The sequence below is a fragment of the Vogesella urethralis genome, from assembly GCF_007644045.2.
Taxonomy (GTDB): Bacteria; Pseudomonadota; Gammaproteobacteria; order Burkholderiales; family Chromobacteriaceae; genus Vogesella; species Vogesella urethralis.
In genome coordinates this window covers 43,336-61,903 of sequence record NZ_VMDW02000057.1, presented here as the reverse complement: position 1 = coordinate 61,903, position 18,568 = coordinate 43,336, and the positions used below count along the sequence as shown (strand labels likewise).

General features: G+C 61.2%; 20 protein-coding genes. 7 read left to right on the top strand and 13 right to left on the bottom strand.

What is annotated here, in order from left to right:
• The first annotated feature begins 127 nt into the window (after window positions 1-127).
• On the top strand, window positions 128-658 hold the full coding sequence (locus FLQ03_RS04120; RefSeq protein WP_170252302.1) for a GspH/FimT family pseudopilin: 531 nt from the start codon (window positions 128-130) through the stop codon (window positions 656-658).
• Window positions 649-1,074 carry a type IV pilin protein gene (locus tag FLQ03_RS04115; protein ID WP_144372762.1) on the top strand — a complete coding sequence of 142 codons (426 nt, stop codon included), beginning with the start codon at window positions 649-651 and terminating at the stop codon, window positions 1,072-1,074. The genes FLQ03_RS04120 and FLQ03_RS04115 overlap by 10 nt, the downstream gene beginning before the upstream one ends.
• Here the strand turns inward: FLQ03_RS04115 and FLQ03_RS04110 are convergent, their stop codons facing one another.
• The 8 genes from FLQ03_RS04110 to FLQ03_RS04075 form a co-directional block, all read right to left on the bottom strand.
• On the bottom strand, window positions 1,075-1,461 hold the full coding sequence (locus FLQ03_RS04110) for a type IV pilus assembly protein FimV (RefSeq protein WP_144372761.1): 387 nt from the start codon (window positions 1,459-1,461) through the stop codon (window positions 1,075-1,077). It abuts the gene before it with no gap.
• Window positions 1,462-1,545: 84 nt separating this feature from the next.
• Entirely contained in the window at window positions 1,546-2,631 is a 1,086-nt protein-coding gene (gene aroB, locus FLQ03_RS04105; RefSeq protein ID WP_144372760.1) for a 3-dehydroquinate synthase, read from the bottom strand.
• Window positions 2,628-3,179 (bottom strand): shikimate kinase AroK, encoded by a 552-nt coding sequence (gene aroK, locus FLQ03_RS04100; protein WP_206210858.1) that lies wholly within the window; start codon window positions 3,177-3,179, stop codon window positions 2,628-2,630. Before aroK ends, aroB begins: the two co-directional genes overlap by 4 nt.
• 33 nt (window positions 3,180-3,212) lie before the next feature.
• Window positions 3,213-5,351 (bottom strand): type IV pilus secretin PilQ, encoded by a 2,139-nt coding sequence (locus FLQ03_RS04095; RefSeq protein WP_144372759.1) that lies wholly within the window; start codon window positions 5,349-5,351, stop codon window positions 3,213-3,215.
• Entirely contained in the window at window positions 5,348-5,866 is a 519-nt protein-coding gene (locus FLQ03_RS04090) for a pilus assembly protein PilP (protein ID WP_206210854.1), read from the bottom strand. The genes FLQ03_RS04095 and FLQ03_RS04090 overlap by 4 nt, the downstream gene beginning before the upstream one ends.
• Window positions 5,867-5,877: 11 nt before the next feature.
• Window positions 5,878-6,483 (bottom strand): type IV pilus inner membrane component PilO, encoded by a 606-nt coding sequence (locus FLQ03_RS04085; protein WP_144372758.1) that lies wholly within the window; start codon window positions 6,481-6,483, stop codon window positions 5,878-5,880.
• Window positions 6,480-7,055: a PilN domain-containing protein gene (locus FLQ03_RS04080; RefSeq protein WP_144372757.1), complete on the bottom strand. Its 576-nt coding sequence runs from the start codon at window positions 7,053-7,055 to the stop codon at window positions 6,480-6,482. Before FLQ03_RS04080 ends, FLQ03_RS04085 begins: the two co-directional genes overlap by 4 nt.
• A complete protein-coding gene (locus FLQ03_RS04075) occupies window positions 7,056-8,096 on the bottom strand; it encodes a pilus assembly protein PilM (RefSeq protein WP_144372756.1) in 1,041 nt (346 codons plus the stop codon).
• 213 nt (window positions 8,097-8,309) lie between these two features.
• Between FLQ03_RS04075 and FLQ03_RS04070 the strand changes: the two genes are divergently transcribed.
• Entirely contained in the window at window positions 8,310-10,685 is a 2,376-nt protein-coding gene (locus FLQ03_RS04070) for a penicillin-binding protein 1A (RefSeq protein ID WP_144372755.1), read from the top strand.
• A gap of 156 nt (window positions 10,686-10,841) precedes the next feature.
• On the opposite strand, the gene arsC is transcribed toward FLQ03_RS04070, so the two are convergent.
• Window positions 10,842-11,186, bottom strand: coding sequence for an arsenate reductase (glutaredoxin) (gene arsC, locus FLQ03_RS04065; protein ID WP_144372753.1), 345 nt, complete (start codon window positions 11,184-11,186; stop codon window positions 10,842-10,844).
• A gap of 70 nt (window positions 11,187-11,256) precedes the next feature.
• Between arsC and FLQ03_RS04060 the strand changes: the two genes are divergently transcribed.
• On the top strand, window positions 11,257-12,459 hold the full coding sequence (locus tag FLQ03_RS04060) for a multidrug effflux MFS transporter (RefSeq protein WP_144372751.1): 1,203 nt from the start codon (window positions 11,257-11,259) through the stop codon (window positions 12,457-12,459).
• 7 nt (window positions 12,460-12,466) lie between these two features.
• Here FLQ03_RS04060 and ybaK read toward each other — a convergent pair whose 3' ends face one another.
• The 4 genes from ybaK to FLQ03_RS04040 all read right to left on the bottom strand — a co-directional run bounded on the left by ybaK (window position 12,467) and on the right by FLQ03_RS04040 (window position 14,771).
• The gene (ybaK, locus tag FLQ03_RS04055) at window positions 12,467-12,949 is read right to left on the bottom strand and encodes a Cys-tRNA(Pro) deacylase (protein WP_144372750.1); all 483 of its coding nucleotides are present in this window, start codon (window positions 12,947-12,949) and stop codon (window positions 12,467-12,469) included.
• Window positions 12,950-12,980: 31 nt separating this feature from the next.
• On the bottom strand, window positions 12,981-13,595 hold the full coding sequence (locus tag FLQ03_RS04050; RefSeq protein WP_240802196.1) for a protein-methionine-sulfoxide reductase heme-binding subunit MsrQ: 615 nt from the start codon (window positions 13,593-13,595) through the stop codon (window positions 12,981-12,983).
• An 11-nt stretch (window positions 13,596-13,606) separates the two neighbouring features.
• Window positions 13,607-14,515: a protein-methionine-sulfoxide reductase catalytic subunit MsrP gene (msrP, locus tag FLQ03_RS04045; RefSeq protein ID WP_144372748.1), complete on the bottom strand. Its 909-nt coding sequence runs from the start codon at window positions 14,513-14,515 to the stop codon at window positions 13,607-13,609.
• 76 nt (window positions 14,516-14,591) lie between these two features.
• Window positions 14,592-14,771, bottom strand: a complete 180-nt coding sequence (locus FLQ03_RS04040; RefSeq protein WP_144372747.1) for a protein MIGRI — start codon at window positions 14,769-14,771, stop codon at window positions 14,592-14,594.
• Window positions 14,772-14,951: 180 nt separating this feature from the next.
• Between FLQ03_RS04040 and metX the strand changes: the two genes are divergently transcribed.
• From metX to FLQ03_RS04025, 3 genes are all read left to right on the top strand, one after another.
• Window positions 14,952-16,094 carry a homoserine O-succinyltransferase MetX gene (metX, locus tag FLQ03_RS04035; protein WP_144372746.1) on the top strand — a complete coding sequence of 381 codons (1,143 nt, stop codon included), beginning with the start codon at window positions 14,952-14,954 and terminating at the stop codon, window positions 16,092-16,094.
• Window positions 16,091-16,690 carry a methionine biosynthesis protein MetW gene (metW, locus tag FLQ03_RS04030; protein ID WP_144372745.1) on the top strand — a complete coding sequence of 200 codons (600 nt, stop codon included), beginning with the start codon at window positions 16,091-16,093 and terminating at the stop codon, window positions 16,688-16,690. The genes metX and metW overlap by 4 nt, the downstream gene beginning before the upstream one ends.
• A gap of 64 nt (window positions 16,691-16,754) precedes the next feature.
• Window positions 16,755-18,434, top strand: coding sequence for an AmpG family muropeptide MFS transporter (locus FLQ03_RS04025; RefSeq protein ID WP_144372744.1), 1,680 nt, complete (start codon window positions 16,755-16,757; stop codon window positions 18,432-18,434).
• Window positions 18,435-18,568 lie beyond the last annotated feature (134 nt).

Genomic DNA, 18,568 nt, shown 5'->3' with positions numbered 1-18,568 from the left:
TGGATGGGGCTGCTTTTAGGCTGGATTTTCAGCTGAATTTGCCTGTTTGACATGTGACAACGAATGTTCCTAAGCTCCCATGGTCATGCCGAGTGCATGCTTGGTCGATGGTGATCGGGAGTCTGTCATGTCATTACGTAGCTGTGGAGCCGGACTGCTGGAGTTGCTGGTGGTACTCGCCATCATCGCAATGGTGCTGCTTTGGAATCTGGATGGCTACCGCCAGTTCATGGCCCGGCAGGCGGTTGATGGGCAGTTATCCCGTGTCGCGACGGCGATCATGCGCATGCGTAGCGAAGCTATTACCCGTAGCCAAAGCGTGCAGGTGTGCCTGGCCAATCTGAAGCGCAATCTCGATGTGCAAGGTTGTCTGCCTGCCAGGGCCTCAGGTGGGCATTATCAGGCAGCAGAGGGCGTGCTGTTTTTCATCGACAGTCCTGCTGGCCGCGTGGCCAGTTACGACAGCAAGGAGGCACGCGACGTGGTGTTGCCTCAATCGGCGGTGACGCTGCACAGCAATGTCTTACAGTACCGGATCACGCCTAGTGGCATGCTATCGGTACCGTTGGTACGGTATACGGCGAGAAATGCGGAAGGGTACTGCCGGGAGTTACGGCTATTCGGTAGTGGCAGCCGACAGGTGCTACCGTGCACCTAGCTCGGCAAGGTTTCACGTTGCTGGAAATGGTGGTGGTACTGACTTTGGTGGCCATCATCACCAGTCTGGCGGTGCAAGAATACCGGGCCAGTTTGCATCAAGCCGAGCGCGCCGCGGTGGCTGCCCTGCTGCAGGAAAATGCAGCGGTGCTGGAGCGCTTTTATAGTGAGAGGGGCAGCTACAAACTGTCAGCCACCCAGTGGCCAGCCTTGCCGTACGTTTATTACCCTGCCAGCACGCAACCCAGTTACACACTGGCATTCGGCAGTACGCCGCGCAATACCGATCCCGATTACTACGTACTGCGGGCGACGGCGAGTACGCCGGAGGAGGGCTACATCGAACTGTTGTCTACCGGCATCATGCGCCATTGCGTACCGGAGGGCGGAACATGGCAATGCCGGGTTTGGCCGTGATCAGGCCTGGTACAGGAACAGGGGGTCGGCAGGGGCCAGCGCTTGCCCTTCGCGGCAAATGGTGTGCCACAGGGCTTTTCCGCTCAGCATGGGCGCCAGTTCGCGCGCAAGGGTGCAATAGGCCTGGCTGTCGCGCAGATAGGCCAGTGCTTGCAGTAGCAATACCTTGGCTTCCAGGTTGTCGGGCTGCTGACGTAGCGTATGGCGCAACACGCGTACCGCTTCCTGGCGTTTGCCGTAGGCGAGGAAAACTTCCGCCTCGCCAATCGGGTCGATCAGGCGTTCCTGGGGCGGCACATAACGCCAGGGGCTCATGGCGTGGCTGAGTAGCCCGCTTTCCTGGCTGGCGTGGATCTTGTCGGTAAGCTGTTTGACGAGGCCTAGCATGGCAGTCTCCTGATCGGATACCGCTATTGTCAGGCCTGCGCGGCAGGCTGCCTATTCGTAGAATTTCGTAGTAAATCTACGTAGTTACTTCGCCACGAAGCGGCTGTTGAGCGTGGCGCTGAGCACCGCTGCGGGTAGCGTTGCGACAATGGCATGACCTAATTGCTGCATCAGCACAAAGCGGATGGTGCCGTCGCTCACTTTTTTGTCATGGCTCATGTGTTCCAGCCAGACGGCCTCGCCAAGGTCGGGACTGACCGTCGGCAAGCCGGCAGCATGCAGCAGGCGTTCGATGCGGCCAACCTCGTCTTCGCTGAGGTAGCCCAGCAGCCGCGAGGCTTCCGCCGCCAGCATCATGCCCGCAGCCACTGCTTCGCCATGCAGCCAAGTACCAAAGCCCAGTCCGGCTTCGATGGCGTGGCCAAACGTGTGGCCCAGGTTCAGCAGGGCGCGGATGCCGCTTTCACGCTCGTCTTGCGACACGATGTCGGCTTTCATGGCACAGCAGCGGCGTACGGCCTCGGCCAGTACGGTTTTGTTCTTGGCGCGCAGCGCGCCCATATTCTGTTCCAGCCAGTCGATAAAACTGGCATCACCCAGCAGGCCGTATTTGATCACTTCCGCCAGACCGGCCGATAGCTCGCGCTCGGGCAGCGTATCCAGCAGCGTCATGTCGGCCAGCACCGCTTTGGGCTGGTAGAACGCGCCGATCATGTTTTTGCCCAGCGGGTGGTTGATGGCGGTTTTGCCGCCTACCGAGGAGTCCACCTGCGACAGCAGCGTGGTGGGAACCTGAATGAACGGCACACCCCGCTGGTAGCTGGCGGCGGCAAACCCCACCATGTCGCCGATGACGCCACCCCCTAGCGCGATCAGCGTGGTGCCGCGCTCGCACTTGTTGGCCAGCAGTGCATCAAAGATCAGGTTCAGCGTTTCCCAGGTCTTGAAATCTTCGCCATCTGGCAGGGTCACGCTCAGTACGCTGACGCCGTGCTGTTGCAGGCCACGACGCAAGGTTTCCAGATACAGCGGTGCGACCGTGGTATTGGTCACGATCATCACTTTTTTCTGCTTCAGGTGTGGCAATAGCAGCTCGGCTTGCGGTAGCAAGTGTTCGCCGATGTAGATGGGGTAGCTGGTGTCGGGCAGGGTAAGGTTGAGCGTGATCATGGTTTGACAGGGTGCTTGCTTTGGTGGCTCAGCAATCGCTGCTCCAGGCGGTGGACCAGCACATTGACGTTCTGGTGCGTGGTGTCGATGACGATGTCGGCGACCTCGCGATAGAGCGGATCGCGGATGGCGAACAGTTCTTCCAGCTTGCTGCGCGGGTCGGCGGTTTGTAACAGTGGCCGGCTTTTGTCGTGCTGGGTGCGCGCCAGGATGTCGTCGATCTGGGCGCGCAGGTAGATGACTGTACCGTGCTTGCGTAGCGCCTGGCGGTTTTCCGGTGCCAGGATGGCACCGCCACCGGTGGCCAGAACGATGCCCTGCATCTGGCACAGCTCGGCGATGGTATCGCGCTCTCGCTCGCGAAAGCGTGGCTCGCCTTCGATGTCGAAGATCGTGGTGATGCGTACCCCGGTACGACGCTCGATTTCGTGGTCGGAATCATAAAACGTCTTGCCGGTATGCTTTGCCAGCGTGCGGCCAACCGTGGTCTTGCCCGAGCCCATCAGGCCCACCAGAAAAAAATTGCCTGCCAGTTCCATGGCAGGCATTGTATCGGATGACTTCATGATATGTCTGCTAGCTCAGCGGGGAATGAACTCATTCTCCACGATGCGCGGCGTGATGAAAACCAGCAGTTCGCGACGGTTGTTGGTATTGGAATTGTTGCGGAACAAGGCGCCGACTACTGGCAGGTCGCCCAGCAAGGGCACGCGGTTCTCTACCGTGTTTTGTTCTTGCACGTAAATGCCGCCAATGACCACGGTACCGCCATTTTCGACCCGAACCTCAGTGTCGACGGTCTTGTTGTCAATGGCAGGATTTTCGCCCACTTTCAGCTTGGTGTTCGGCGTGTCCTTGGTAATGTTCAGCTTGAGGACGACGTCGTTTTCCGGCGTTACCTGCGGCGTTACGGCCAAGGTCAGGTTGGCCTTTTTGAAGGTTGTCGACGAGTTGCCGTCTTTATCCGTGGTTTGATACGGAATCTCGGTACCTTCGGTAATGGTGGCTTTGGTACGGTCGGCAGTCAGGATGCGCGGGCTGGAGACGACCTTGCCACGGTCTTCTGCCTGCATGGCTGATAACTCTAGCCCGATGATGCTGCTGGCCCCCTTGAATACAGCTGCAATCGAGGCACCGCTCAGCGAAGCAGGCAGGCTGACGTTTGGGTTGAATGTGACATCACCAGACGGCAATTGGCCGATGGGTATGCTGCCGCCGTTGGACAGATTGCCGACCGAGGTGTCCCCGCCTACCTTGGTAACTTGCAGGCGTACGCCCAAGTCTTTCTGGAAGTTGTCCTTGGCCTCGACAATGCGCGCTTCGATCAGTACCTGGCGCAGCGGGGTATCCAGCGTCTGGATCACCTTGCGGATTTCTTCAATGACGGACACCCGCTCACGGATGATGATCTTGTTGGAGCGCGGGTCGACCAGAATAGCGGCTTTGGTACCCGTGCTGCTGCTGCCCTGGCTGGTGGTGACGTTCTCGCTGTAGAAGCCGGCCAGGTCTTTGAGTGCTTCGCGGATCTCTTCTGCCGCCCGGTATTTGATCTGGAAGGTTTCCGTAATGATGGGCTCGGCATTGACGCGTTGCTTCTGCGACTCGGCAGCCTGACGTTCGATCGCCAGCAATTCGTCGCGTGGCGCAATGCGCACCACGTTACCCACCTGGCGCTTTTCCAGGTTCTTCTGGGCCAGGATCAGGTCCAGTGCCTGATCCCAAGGCACGTCTTTCAGCCGCAGGGTCAGCGTACCGTTGACCGAGTCGCTGGTGATGATGTTCATGCCGGTAAATTCGGCAATTACCTGCAGCAAGGAGCGAACTTCGACGTTCTGGAAGTTGAGCGACAGCTTCTCTCCCTTGTAGCTGGCTTTGCCCTGCGCTTGCAGTGCGGCTTCCACTTCTTCGGCCGATATTTTGCGTACCTCCACCACCAGGCGCTTGTCGGTCTGGTAGGAGGAGTAGGCCCAATCGCCCTCGGATTGCAGCACGATGCGGCTGCCCGCACCCTGATTCGTGGCATCAATGCGGCGGGTAGGGGTGGCAAAATCGGTCACGTCCAAGCGGCGTTCCAGATGTCGTGGCACTTTGACGCCTGCCAGGTCGATCACGACGTTCTTGCCTTCCCGCTTGATATCGACTGGCGTGCTGGCACTGTTGAGGTCGATCAGTACCCGAGCTTCGCCGTTGTCGCCGCGTTTGAAGTCCACGTTCTGGACCACGCCATTCGGCGCAATGGCATTCGGTGCCGCAGCAAAGACCGGTGGCAGGATTTCGGTTGGTGCTTCCTGGATGCGGCTGGCAGGCGCGCTGACTGGCTGGCTGGCACTGCCAGGGGCATTCAGCGTGATCAGCAGCTTGTTATCTTCCAGTTTGCTGGTATAGGCAGTCGATTTGTTCAGGTTCAGTACCAGGCGTGCCTTGCCCTGGCCTTCTACCACCGTGGCGGCGTTGAGCAGGCTGGCGGCAAAGGGCAGCTGGGTCTTTCCGGTCTGGTTGCGGGTATCGGGAAAGTCGAATGCCACCCGTGGCGGATTGGAAATGGCAAAGCTGTTGGGCGAGACGGGCAGCGGGTTGCTGAAGGTCACCGCCAGCACTTGCTGTTCCTGGGCATTCTTGAGCAGTTCGATCTGGGTAATGCTGTTGGCCGCAATGGCCAGGCCGGAAAGGCCGGCAAGGGTAAGGGCGGCGGCCAGCTGCGTCAGGGTCATTGTTTTCATGGTGCTTTTCCTTGTTCCTGAAGCAGGTAGAGGTTGTTATCCTGCTTTACCCACTCGCCGTTTACATCTTCGACAGTTTCTTCCAGTTTGATTTCGGTTTCGCTGACAGCACGCACAATGCCGTAATTCGGGCCGATAAAGCTACCGATGCGTACCCGGTAGATTCCCCCTTCCGGCGTCTGGATCAGCCCGATGCGTTCTTTTTGCAGCAGCATGGTGCCCACCAGCTTCAGTTTGTCCAGTTCGTAGTTTTCCAGTATTTCCCGTGGGCGACCGGTGTCAGGCAGGTTGCTGCTGGCATTCTTGCGTGCCAGTTGCAGACGGTTGGTGTCGAATGGCGAGACCAGGTCCTGACCACGGTACTGGTAGGGCTTGTAGGGCTCGATCTGGGGCAATGGCTCGACCTGACCATGCAGGCCGCTACCGGCCTGCTGCATCCATTGCTCCAGGTCGTCCTGCTCGGTCAGGCTGCAGGCTGACAGCAGCAGTAGCAAGACAGGAAACAGTCTAGACATCGTGATTGTGCTCATTTCGGTGCGGCGACTTTCTCTTCCGCTTCCAGCGCGCGGTAGGTCTTGGCCGTGGCCATCATCACCAGGCGGCTGTTTTTGGCATCGGCGGGTGTCAGCGAGATGTCGCCGATGGTGACGATGCGCGACAGCTGGGAAACGTCGGTCGCAAAGGCTGCCAGTTCGTTATAGGTGCCGGTCAGGCGAATCTGGATCGGCATCTCGGCCATCTGGTCGGTTTTGACTTCGGTGGCCGGGCGAAACAACTCGAACTGCAAACCGCGGCCGATGCCGGCCTGGTTGATTTCGGTCAGCAGCGCGTCCATTTCCGACTTGCTGGGCAATTGCTTGAGCAGCGTGCCAAACGAGGTTTCGATCTGTTTGAGCTGGTTTTCCAGTGCAGCCAGGTTGCTGGCCTGACGCTTCTTGTCGACGAAGGTCTGCCGCAGCTCTTCTTCTTTCAGTTTGGCCTGGGCAATTTCATCCTGTATGGACGAAAACACAAGCAGGTAAGCTGCCCCCAGTACCATCAGGATCATCACGAGCAGGGCGGCCAACTGGCCTTGCAGCGGCCAGTTGGGCATGTCCTTGAAGTCAAGGGTGCGCAATTCGTCCAGGGTCATTTGGCGGCTCCTTGCGGCGGTGCGGCGGCATGTTGTGCCTTCAGTGTTACGCTCAGGCTGAACTGGTTGGCACGGATCTTGTCGACGTTGGTGGCGCTGACTTCGATCAGCACCGGGTCGGCGAAAGTATTCGATTCTGCCAAGCTGCGCATCAGCAGCGATACACGGGCACTGGACAGGGCGACGCCGCTAAGGGCGATGTTACTGCCTGTCTGGCGGAAGTCCTTCAGAAACACGCCTTCCGGCATCAGGCGGATCAGCTCGTCAAAAATGTACACAGCCTGGGTACGATCGTACTGCAGGCGTTCCACCAGCTGTTTGCGCGCCAGCAACTCGGCTTTTTTCTGGCGTAGCGACTCGATATTGCTGAGTTTGGCGTTGATCTTGCCGATCTCTTCATCCAGCCGCTGGTTGCGCGCCAGTTGGCTTGCCTTGGCGTCCTCTAGCTGCAAGTAACACAGGTAGGTCAGGCCGATGGCTACCAGCAGGCTGGCCAGCATCAGGGTCTGGAAGCGTTTCCGGTGCGCTGCCTTTTTCTGTTCGCGGTGCGGTAGCAGGTTGATGCGGATCATTTAGTCAAATCTCCGCAAAGCCAGGCCGCAGGCCACCAGCAATGACGGTGCATCCAGTAGCAGCTCCTTGAGCTGGATGCCGGGTGCCTGGGTCATGGTCGTGAACGGGTTGGCAATCATGGTGCTGATCTGGGTACGGTTGAGGATGGCATCGTCCAGGCCGGACAACATGCTGCATCCCCCGGCCAGCAGGATGTAGTCCACACGCAGGTATTGCGACACACTGACCGTGGTGTAGAAAAACTGCAGTGCACGCTGGATTTCTTGCGCCAGCGAATCGACAAACGGGTACAACAGCTCTGCCTCGTAGCCGTCCGGTAGCGACATGCTGCGCTTGCCGGCTTCGGCTTCTTCGTAGGTATAGCCATAGCGGCGCTGGATATCGCGCGTCAGTTGTACCCCGCCGAATACCTGCTCACGGTAGTACAGTTGCTGGTTGTTGCGGATGACCGAGCAGTGGATCTTGCTGGCGCCGATATCGAACAGGGCAAAGGTCTGGTTCATGCCTTGGTCGGGCAGTTGCTGCTGGATCTGTTCGAACGCCGTCAGCATGGCAAAGGCGTCGATATCGACGATCTCCACCTTCAGGCCTGCCATTTCCGCGACTGCTACGCGTTCTTCCACTTTTTCTTTGCGCGACGCGCAGATCATCACGTCCAGATCGTCTGCGCTGTTGCTTGCCGGCCCCAGTACCTGATAATCCAGGTTTACTTCTTCCAGCGGGAACGGTATGTACTGATTGGCTTCGCTTTCTACCTGCAGCTCAAGGTCATCGCCCAGTGCGCCAGCCGGGACCAGGATCTTCTTGTAGATGGCCATGGAGGTTGGCAGGGCAATCGCAGCCCGTTTTGTCGGCGAGCCCATGCGGTGCCAGGCGCGACGGATGGCGTCGGCCACCTCGTCCATATTGTTGATGTTGCCTTCGGTAATCAGGTCTTTGGCCAGCGGCTCCACCACGTAGCGTTCCAGCTGCGGCGTGCGGCCGTGGCGGCTGAGTTCGACCATCTTGATGGCAGTGGAACTGATATCCAGCCCCAGCATGGAGTGGCGGGAGGAGGGGAGCCAGCTGCTGAACAGCTGTTGAAGGCGGTTTCTATCGAAACGTCTTGTTTCTCCAGGCATCATAATCTGGCACCAACGCTAGGGTTGGCCACCAACCTCCTTGTTGCAGGGCACAGGCTTGTGCGTTGCTAATCGTCTTGCGGCGCAGCCTTGCAGGTATAATGCGCCATCACTTTTATAGGCTAGAACAAGATGCTCCAGCGTTTTATTACCCTGACAGCCGGTCTGCTTGCCGGTCTGGCCATCATCGTGGCAGGCCTGGTGCTGATCGCTGTGGTGATTACCTACCCGCGTCTGCCCAGTCTGGATGTCCTGACCGACTACCGTCCCAAAATGCCGTTGCGCGTCTACTCGGCGGATAACGTCCTGATTGGCGAGTTCGGCGAAGAGCGCCGTTCGTTCACGCGCATCCAGGACGTGCCGCAGCATATGAAGCAAGCGTTGCTGGCGGCGGAGGACGAGCGTTTTTATCAACACGGTGGTATCGATTACCTCGGTGTATTACGCGCTGCAGTGGGCAATATAGTATCCGGTCGCACGCACTCTGGTGCAAGCACCATTACCATGCAGGTAGCTAAAAATTTCTTTTTATCGAGTGAAAGAACTTTCACCCGTAAATTCAATGAAGCTTTATTGGCTTTCAAAATTGAGCATACTTTATCGAAAGACCAGATCTTAGAACTGTATTTTAATCAAATTTATCTCGGTCAGCGGGCTTACGGTTTTGCCGCCGCTGCCCAGGCTTACTATGGTAAGCCCTTGGCAAACCTCAATATTGCCGAGATGGCGATGCTGGCCGGCCTGCCCAAGGCGCCGTCCAGCTACAACCCGGTGGTGAACCCGGAGCGCGCGCGCTTGCGTCAACTGTATGTATTGCGTCGCATGCACGAGCTGCGTTTCATTACTACCGAGCAATACGAAGAAGCGAAAGCGGCACCCATGGTATTGGCCAAGCCGACACTGGAAGCCAGCCTCCCGGCGCAATACATGGCGGAAATGGTGCGCCAGGCCATGTATGGCCGTTATAAAGAAGCGGCTTATACCGAAGGCTATCGCGTGTATACCACGCTGGATAGCCGCCATCAGCAATGGGCATTCGATTCCTTGCGCGCCGGTTTGATGGATTACGACCGCCGCCAAGCCTACCGTGGTCCGGAAGCATTTACCGATTTGTCTGCCATTCCGCAAGAAGAGCTGGAAGAAGCGCTGGACGAAGCCCTGGCCGCCGTGCGCGACAGTGGCAACCTGCAACCGGCCATCGTACTGGCCGCCAACAGCGGCAAGGTGACGGTGTATTTGCGTGGCGGCAAGAAAGTGGCCATTACCGGTACCGGCCTGAGTTTTGCCCGTTCGGCCTTGTCGGAGCGCGTGACCCCGGCGCAGCGCCTGCGCCCAGGTGCCCATGTGCGCGTGGTACAGGACGCCAAAGGCAACTGGCAGATTACCCAGATGCCGGAAGTAGAAGGCGGTTTCGTCTCGATGGACCCGCGTTCCGGTGCCATCCGTGCCCTGGTGGGGGGCTTTGATTTCAATCGCAGCCCGTTCAACCATGTGACCCAATCCATCCGTCAGCCGGGCTCCACCTTCAAGCCATTCATTTATTCTGCAGCGCTGGATCGTGGTTTTACGCCGTCCACCATGATCAACGATGCCCCGATTACGGTTGACCCGCAGACCATCGGCGGCCAGAGCTGGGACCCGAAGAACGACGATGGCCGTTACGCCGGCATGATCACCATGCGTCGTGCGCTGGCGCTGTCGAAGAACCTGGTGTCCATCCGTATCCTGATGTCGATCGGCACCGACTTTGGCCAGCAGTACGTACAGCGTTTCGGTTTTGACGGCAAGAGCATCCCGGCCTATCTCACCATGGCGCTGGGGGCCGGTACTGCCACGCCGTTGCAGATTGCCGAGGGCTACTCGGTGTTCGCCAACGGTGGTTTCCGCACCCGTGCCTACTTCATCGATCGCATCGAGGATGCCAGCGGCCGCGTGCTGGCGCGTACCCAGCCGGCGATTGCCGGCCAGAATGCGCCGCTGGCCATCGACCCGCGCAACGCCTTCATCATCAGCAACATGATGAGAGACGTGGTGCGCTACGGTACGGCCAACCGTGCCATGGCGCTGGGCCGCAATGACCTTTCCGGCAAGACCGGTACCACCAACGATTTCCGCGATGCCTGGTTTGCCGGTTTCAACCCCAATCTGGTGGCGGTGACCTGGGTCGGTTTCGACCAGCCGCGCAGCCTGGGCCGCTACGGTTATGGTGGCACCGCAGCATTGCCGATCTGGGTGAACTACATGAGCAATGCGCTGAAAGGTGTGCCGGATGTCGAGCTGCCGCCGCCCGCCGGCGTGGTGGTGAAACCGGGTGCGGGCTTGCGTGGCAATGACGAGTACTACCTGGAAGAATTCCAGCGTACCAACCCCGAACTTCGCATCAATAACCGTGGTTCGGTGCCGGGTAGCGGCCAGGGGCCTGCTGAGGAAGCGTCCGGTGCCACGGCTGACGAGCCGGCGGCTCCGGTGCAAGATGCGGTGGAGAACGTGAAGGATCAGCTGTTCTGACGGGCAGGAAACACAGAAATCAGTCAGCAAGAACAATCCCCGGCTAGCCGGGGATTGTTGTTTATCCTGTTGAAGCGGCAGGGTTTTACGCCGTGCGGCGTACCAGGCAGGTACGCCGGGCTGCTGGTGGCCGCCGCGTGGGGCGGCCTGCTTTCTCTATAATAGCGACAGCAGGTTTTCCGGCGGCCGGCCGATGGCTGCCTTGCCGTCGGTCACGGCCAGTGGTCGTTCGATCAGCTTGGGGTGGGCCAGCATGGCCTGGATCAGGTGCTTGTCTTCCAGCGTCACATCGTCCAGGTGCAGGGCTGTGTATTCCTCTTCCTTCTTGCGCATCATGCTGCGCGGGTCACCGCCCAGCAAGGCGATGATGGCGGCCAGCTCGTCGGCAGTGGGCGGGGTTTTCAGGTACTCGATCACGTCCAGCTCGGCGCCGTGCTGTTGCAACAGCTGCAGGCCTTCGCGGGATTTCGAGCAGCGCGGGTTGTGGTAGTAACGAATCATGATGCTTTCCGTAGGCTGCGAGAGTGTCACTTTTATATCGCAGTTTCGTGTTTCAGAAAGTAGTTTTCTCATGACAGACTCTTCCGGCCGCCGCTTTGGCGTATTGGCGCTGCTGTTGGCCGCACTGGCTTCGCTGGGGCCATTTTCTATCGATACCTTCTTGCCCGCCATGCACGATATGGGGCAGTCGCTGGGCGCCTCTCCCATCGAAATGCAGCAAACGCTGTCGATCTACCTGTTCTGCTATGCGCTGATGATGCTGTGGCACGGTGCCATTTCCGACACCGTTGGCCGCCGGCCGGTCATTTTGCTGTCCACGCTGACCTTTGCCGTGGCCTCGATCGGTTGTGCGCTGGCGCCCAATCTGGGCACGCTGCTGCTGTTCCGCGCCATGCAGGGGCTGTGTGGTGGTGCCGGGCTGGTGGTAGGGCGGGCCATCATCCGCGATACCTTTCACGGTCATGATGCGCAGCGCATGATGTCGCAGGTCACCATGCTGTTTTCGCTGTCGCCGGCGGTAGCCCCGTTGGTGGGCGGCTTGCTGTTCGGCGCGCTGGGCTGGCGGTCCATTTTCGTGTTTCTGGCTGTGCTCGGGCTGCTGGTGTTTGCCGTGTGCTGGCGGGCGATGCCGGAAACCCACGCTCCGGCAGCACGTACGCCGTTTGCCTGGCGGCAGTTGCTGGCCAACTACCTGGAGGTTGGCCGCAAGCGCGAATTCCAGCTGCTGGCACTGGCGGTATCGTGCAATTTTGCCGGCTTTTTTGTCTACATCCCGTCGGCGCCAGTGTTTGTCATGCAGCATCTGGGGCTGGGCCATAACGACTTCCTGTGGATGTTCGGCCCCATCGTGTCCGGCATCATGTTCGGCGCGTTTTTGTCCGGCAAGCTGGCCGGGCGGCGCGACACCCGCACCATCGTCAATATCGGCTACACGCTGATGTTTGCCGCCACGGCGGCCAACCTGCTGCAGGCCTTCCTGATCACGCCGGCGGTACCGTGGGCAGTGCTGCCGCTGGCGCTGTACACCACCGGCATGTCGCTGGCGGCGCCGTCGATGACGCTGACGCTGATGGATCAGTTCCCGCACCTGCGCGGCACGGTGTCGTCGGTGCAGGGCTTTGTGCAGACCATGTTCTCCACGCTGCTGGCCGGGGTGATTTCACCGCTGGTGTGGGGCAGCGTGCAAAGCCTGGCGCTGACCATGCTGGGCTTCCTGGTGGCCGGCTTTGTGCTGCGCAGCGCCTATCGCCGCCGCATCCAGCGGCCGGTGTAGCCGCTTATCACGCGCTGGCCGTCACCAGTACCGGCTGTAGCACGCGCTGCAGCTCGGCCGGCGCCATGCCTACCAGAAAGCCGCGCTTGCCGCCGTTGATGTAGATGCGTGCCAGCTCGGCAATGCCGGCTTCCATGTACACCGGCATCTTGCTCTTGGTACCGAACGGGCTGGTGCCGCCCACCTGGTAGCCGCTGTGCTTGTCGGCGGTTTTCGGGTCGCACGGCGTGATTTTCTTGGCGCCGATCTGCTTGGCCAGCATGCCGGTGGCCACTTCGCGGTCGCCGTGCATCAGCACCACCAGCGGTTTGCGCTGCTCGTCTTCCATGATCAGGGTCTTGATCACCGCATGCTCGTCCACGCCCAGCTCGCGTGACGACACGCGGGTGCCGCCTTTTTCTTCGTATTTGTACAGATGCTCGGTATAGGCCACCTGGTGTTCGCGCAGCATGCGCACCGCCTGGGTGACCGGGGCTTTTTCCTTGGACATAGCTATCGATAGGGCAGGGTAAGACAGGGCGCTATTGTACCCGCGGCCCAGAGGTTGGCCGCAAGCGCCACCACAGCCGCATCCCCAGCAGCACCGCCAGTACGGCGGCGTACAGTAGCGGCTCGGTCAGGTCGCGCTTCACCAGCCACAGGTAGTGCAGCACAGCTAGCAGCGCCAGCGGGTAGACCAGCCGGTGCAGCTGGCCCCAGCGCCGCTTCAGCCGTCGTAGCCAGCCGTCGGTAGAGGTGATGGCTAGCGGCAGCAGCAACGCAAACGCCGCCATGCCCACGGTGATGAACGGGCGCTTGATGATGTCTTGCACGATGGCGGCCCAGTCGAACAGCTGGTCCAGCCACAGGTAGATCAGCAGGTGGACGCTGGCGTAGAAAAAGGCGTACAGCCCCAGCATGCGGCGCAGGCGCAGCAGCCAGCCCGGCGCGCCCAGCCGACGCAGCGGCGTAATGGCGAGGCCGGCCAGCAGCAGGTTCAACGCCCAGCTACCACTGTCGCGGGTAAGCGTTTCTACCGGGTTCACCGCTTGGCCGCTCAAGGCTTGCCACAGGCTGGCCGCCAGCGGCAGCAGGCACAGCACGAACAGCAGCGCCTTGATGCGGCCAACCGTGGCCGCCGAAGGGTTGTGGAGCAAGGTTGGCCGCATCAGAAGTTTTTCACCAGGTCCATGCCGCGGTACAGGCCGGCCACCTGATCGGCGTAACCGTTGAATGGCAGCGTCTTGCGCTTCAGGAACTCGCCGATGCGGCGCTCGCTGGCCTGGCTCCAGCGCGGGTGGTCTACCGCCGGGTTCACATTGGAATAGAAGCCGTACTCGTTTGGTGCAGCCATATTCCAGCTGGTGGGCGGCTGCTTTTCCAGCAGTGTGATGCGGCTGATCGACTTGATGCTCTTGAAGCCGTACTTCCACGGCACCACCAGCCGCACCGGCGCGCCGTTCTGGCCCGGCAGCAGCTCGCCGTACAGGCCCACGGCCAGAAGGGTGAGCGGGTGCATGGCTTCGTCGATGCGCAGGCCTTCGCGGTACGGCCAGTCCAGCACGCGGCGCGCCACGCCGGGCATCTCGCCAGGGCGCAGCGCGGTTTCGAAGGCTACGTACTTGGCGCGGCTGGTCGGATCCACCTGTTTCAGCAGGCTGGCCAGCGGAAAGCCCACCCACGGAATCACCATGCTCCAGCCTTCGACGCAGCGCAGGCGGTAGATGCGTTCTTCCAGCGGAAACTTCAGCAGCTCCTCGATGCTGAAACTGCGCGGCTTGGCCGCTTCGCCGCCCACGGCCACCGACCACGGTCGCGTCTTCAGCCGGCCGGCGTACAGCGCCGGTTCGTCCTTGCCGGTGCCGAACTCGTAAAAGTTGTTGTAGCTGGTGATCTCCTGCCGGCTATTGGGCTTGTCGCTGGCGGAGTAAGGGCTTTTGCTGGCCGGCAAGGCGGCGATGGACGCCACCGGCAGCAGCAAGCCGGCACTGCCGGCCATGAACTGGCGGCGGTTGAGGTACACGCTGTGCGGGGTAATCTCCGACGGCGCAATATCGGGGGGGCGACGAATCAGCATGGGGCGGGCTCCGGGTAGGCATGCACGTCAGTCGTGCCAGAGAGGGCGATCTGACAGCTACCCGTGCAAAAGATTCTTACAAATGGATGCCCGCCATGTTCAGCACAAAGAACAGTACCGAGCTGAGTACCAGCGCAATGGCCAGCGTATGCACGAACTCGTGCAGCGTGGCGCGCTGGCGGCGGTTGAACAGCCAGCGCACCACCATCACTAGCACCAGGCACAGCAGGGCAAGGCGGAACAGGCGGCCTATCATCGGGAACGGTCCGTAAAAGGAAGGCCACGATTATCGGCAGCGACAGGACAGGTGCGCAAGCCGGTGTTGCCTATATAATCGACGCATTGCCCGGAGAAGCCTTGAACAAGGGGTGGCAGAGCCGCAAAGGCCGCCTGTAGCCAAGCTACCCGCCCCTGGCCGACTATCAAAGAGACAACCATGTCCAGTAATGCATCCTCTGTCGGTATTGTCAGCGCGCAGCGCGCGCTGTTCGAAACACCGCTGCCGCTCGCTGGCGGTACGGTGTTGCCCAGCTACGAGCTGGTGTTTGAAACCTATGGCGAGCTGAACGCGGCGCGCAGTAATGCCATCCTGATCTGCCACGCGCTGTCCGGCCACCATCACGTCGCCGGCCGTTATCGCGACGACGATAAAGCTGCCGGCTGGTGGGACAACATGATCGGCCCCGGCAAGCCCATCGATACCAACCGCTTTTTCGTGGTGGGCGTCAACAACCTGGGCGGCTGCCACGGCAGTACCGGCCCGTCCAGCATCGACCCGGCCAGCGGCCAGCCGTGGGGCTCGCGCTTTCCAGTGGTAACGGTGCCCGACTGGGTCACGGCGCAGGCGCGCCTGGCCGACCGTCTGGGCGTGGAGCGCTGGGCGGCGGTGATCGGCGGCAGCCTGGGCGGCATGCAGGCGCTGCAGTGGAGCATCAACTACCCCGACCGCGTGGCCAACGCGCTGGTGATCGCCTCGGCGCCCAAGCTGTCGGCGCAGAACATCGCCTTCAACGACGTGGCCCGCCAGGCCATCATCACCGACCCCGATTTCTGCGGCGGCGACTTCTACGCCCAGGGCACCATCCCGCGCCGCGGCCTGCGCCTGGCGCGCATGCTGGGCCACATCACCTATCTGTCCGACGACGGCATGGGCGAGAAATTCGGCCGCATGCTGCGCTCCGGCGAGTACAAGTTCGGCTACGACGTCGAGTTCGAGATCGAGAGCTACCTGCGCTACCAGGGCGACAAGTTTTCCGACTACTTCGACGCCAATACCTACCTGCTGATGACCAAGGCGCTGGACTACTTCGACCCGGCCAAGGATTACGGCGGCGACCTGGTGGCCGCCTTGCAGCGCGCCACCGCCAACTTCCTGGTGGCCAGCTTTACCAGCGACTGGCGCTTCTCGCCTGAACGCTCGCGCGAGACGGTGAAGGCGCTGATCGCCGCCGGCAAGCGCGTGGCCTACGCCGAAATCGAATCCGTACACGGCCACGATGCCTTCCTGATGACCGACGAACCGTATATGAACCTGATGCGTGCCTACCTGCAGCGCGTTGCCGTGGAGGTTGCCGCATGAGCCAGCCCGTTTCCGCCCTGCGTCCCGACCTGCAACTGATCGCCGACTGGGTCAGCCCCGGCAGCCGCGTGCTCGACCTGGGCTGCGGCGAGGGCGACCTGCTGGCCTGGCTGCAGGCCCACAAGCAGGTATCCGCCTATGGTGTGGATTTCGACGTCAACAATGTGGTGCGCTGCGTGGCGGCCAACGTCAACGCCATCCAGGGCGACCTGGAAGCCGGCCTGGCCGAGTTTGCCGACCAGCGTTTCGACCACGTGGTGCTGTCGCAAACCATCCAGGCCATGCACAACACCGAGCAGATTCTGCTGGAAATGCTGCGCGTTGGCCGCGAAGCCATCGTTACCTTCCCCAACTTCGGTTACTGGGAAAACCGCTGGCAGATCCTCAAGGGCCGCATGCCGGTGTCCGACGACATGCCCTACCAGTGGTACAACACCCCCAACATCCACTGGTGTATGCTCGGCGACTTTGACGAACTGTGCGCCAAGAACGGTCTGCGTGTGCTGGAGCGGGTGGTGATGACCGGCGGCCGCCGCGTGACCTTCCTGCCCAATCTGCGTGGCAGTCTGGCGTTTTACCGCGTCACGCGCGGCTAGGCAGCAACCGACATGGCGCTTCGGCGCCATTTTTCATCGATAACAACAAAAACGGGAGGCGCGGATGCGCGATATCCGGCAGCAGGGCGCGTGGCGCATGCTGATGATCTGGGTGCTGGGTTTTGCCAGCGGCTTGCCACTGGCGCTGTCCGGCACCGCCATGCAGGCGTGGCTGACGCTGGACGGCATCGACGTGGCCACCATCGGCTTCCTGAGCCTGGTGGGCTTGCCGTATACCTTTAAGTTCTTGTGGGCGCCGCTGATGGACCGCTTCGAGCCGCCGTGGCTGGGCCGCCGTCGCGGCTGGCTGGTGCTTACCCAGCTGGGCTTGGCCGCCGTGCTGCTGGCCATGTCCGGCATGCAGCCGGCCCGCGACGTGCAGGGTTTTGCCTTGCTGGCGGTGCTGCTGTCTTTTCTGTCCGCCTCGCAAGACGTGGTGATCGACGCCTACCGTACCGACGTGGTGCAGCCGGCCGAGCGCGGCCTGGCGTCGTCGCTGGGCGTGTTTGGCTACCGTTTGGCCATGGTGCTGTCCGGCGGTATCGCCATGGTGTGGGCCGACCCGCTCAACGGCAACGGCTGGAGCTGGGGCACCGTTTATCAGGTGATGGCCGCCATCATGCTGGCCGCCGCCGTCATCTCGCTGCTGTTTGTACCGCCGGTACCCAAGGACAATGTGGCGCCGGTCAGCGACGCGCGCAACGACCTGAAGGGCTTTGCCGCCGTGTTGCTGGCGGTGGTCATCGGTTACCAGTGCACCGCCCACGTGGCGGCGCCGCTGGCAGAACGTGTGGTGGCACCGTTCTACCCGGCGGTGGCCGAAGCGCCGGCAGGCCCTGCGGCCAACCCTGTGCCTGCGACGCCGGTCGCCAGCGCGGTGGCTGCCAAGGCCGCCGAGGTAGCCAAGCCTGCGACGGACAAGGGCGACAAGAAAGGCAACCCTAACCAGAAGAAATGGGTAGACCTGCTGTCGCTGCTGCTGGGCATGGCCTTCACCCTGCCGTTGGCGTGGTGGGCGGCGCAGAAGGCGCGCTTCGATACGCTGAACCGCTCGCTGGGCAACTATTTCAGCATGGAAGCCGCCGGCGCTTTCCTGGCGCTGATCATCCTGTACAAGCTGGGCGACGCCTTTGCCGGCGCGCTGACCACCACCTTTCTGCTGAAGGGGGCCGGTTTTGCCCAGGCCGAGATCGGCGTGGTGAACAAGGTGATCGGTATCTGGCTCACCATCGTCGGCGCGCTGGCCGGTGGCGCGCTGATGCTGCGTCTGGGCCTGTACCGTTCGCTGATGGCGTTCGGCGTGCTGCAGCTGCTGTCCAACCTGGGCTTCTGGCTGGTGGCGGTGTCGGGCAAGGGCGCGTGGGGCAGCTTTACCTTACCGGCTTTCGACTGGTTGATCGTGGCGCTGAAAGACAGCAGCCAGGTGGACTACCTGCTGCTGTTCGCGGTGGCAGTGGAAAACCTGTCCAGCGGCATGGGCACCGCCGCTTTCGTGGCCTTCCTGATGGCGCTGTGCAACCAGAAATTCACCGCCACCCAGTTTGCGCTGCTGTCGGCGTTTGCCGCCGTTGGCCGCGTGTGGGTGGGGCCGCTGTCCGGCGTGCTGACCGAAAGCATAGGCTGGCCGGCGTTCTTCCTGTTCTCCACCGCTGCGGCGCTGCCAGGCCTGCTGATGCTGGCGCGGCTGAAAGCCCGGGTGCAGGCGCTGGACGTACCCAAGGGGCCGGTAGCGCTGGACGATTAGCCCGTCTTGTCGCAGGCAAACAAAGCGCGATGCCGCCTGCGGGCGGCATTTTCTTGCCCGCCAGCCGGCTTTTACTTATCGAAATGTCACATGCCGGGTGAATGTCGGGGATAATGGCGGCCTGCATTTTCCGG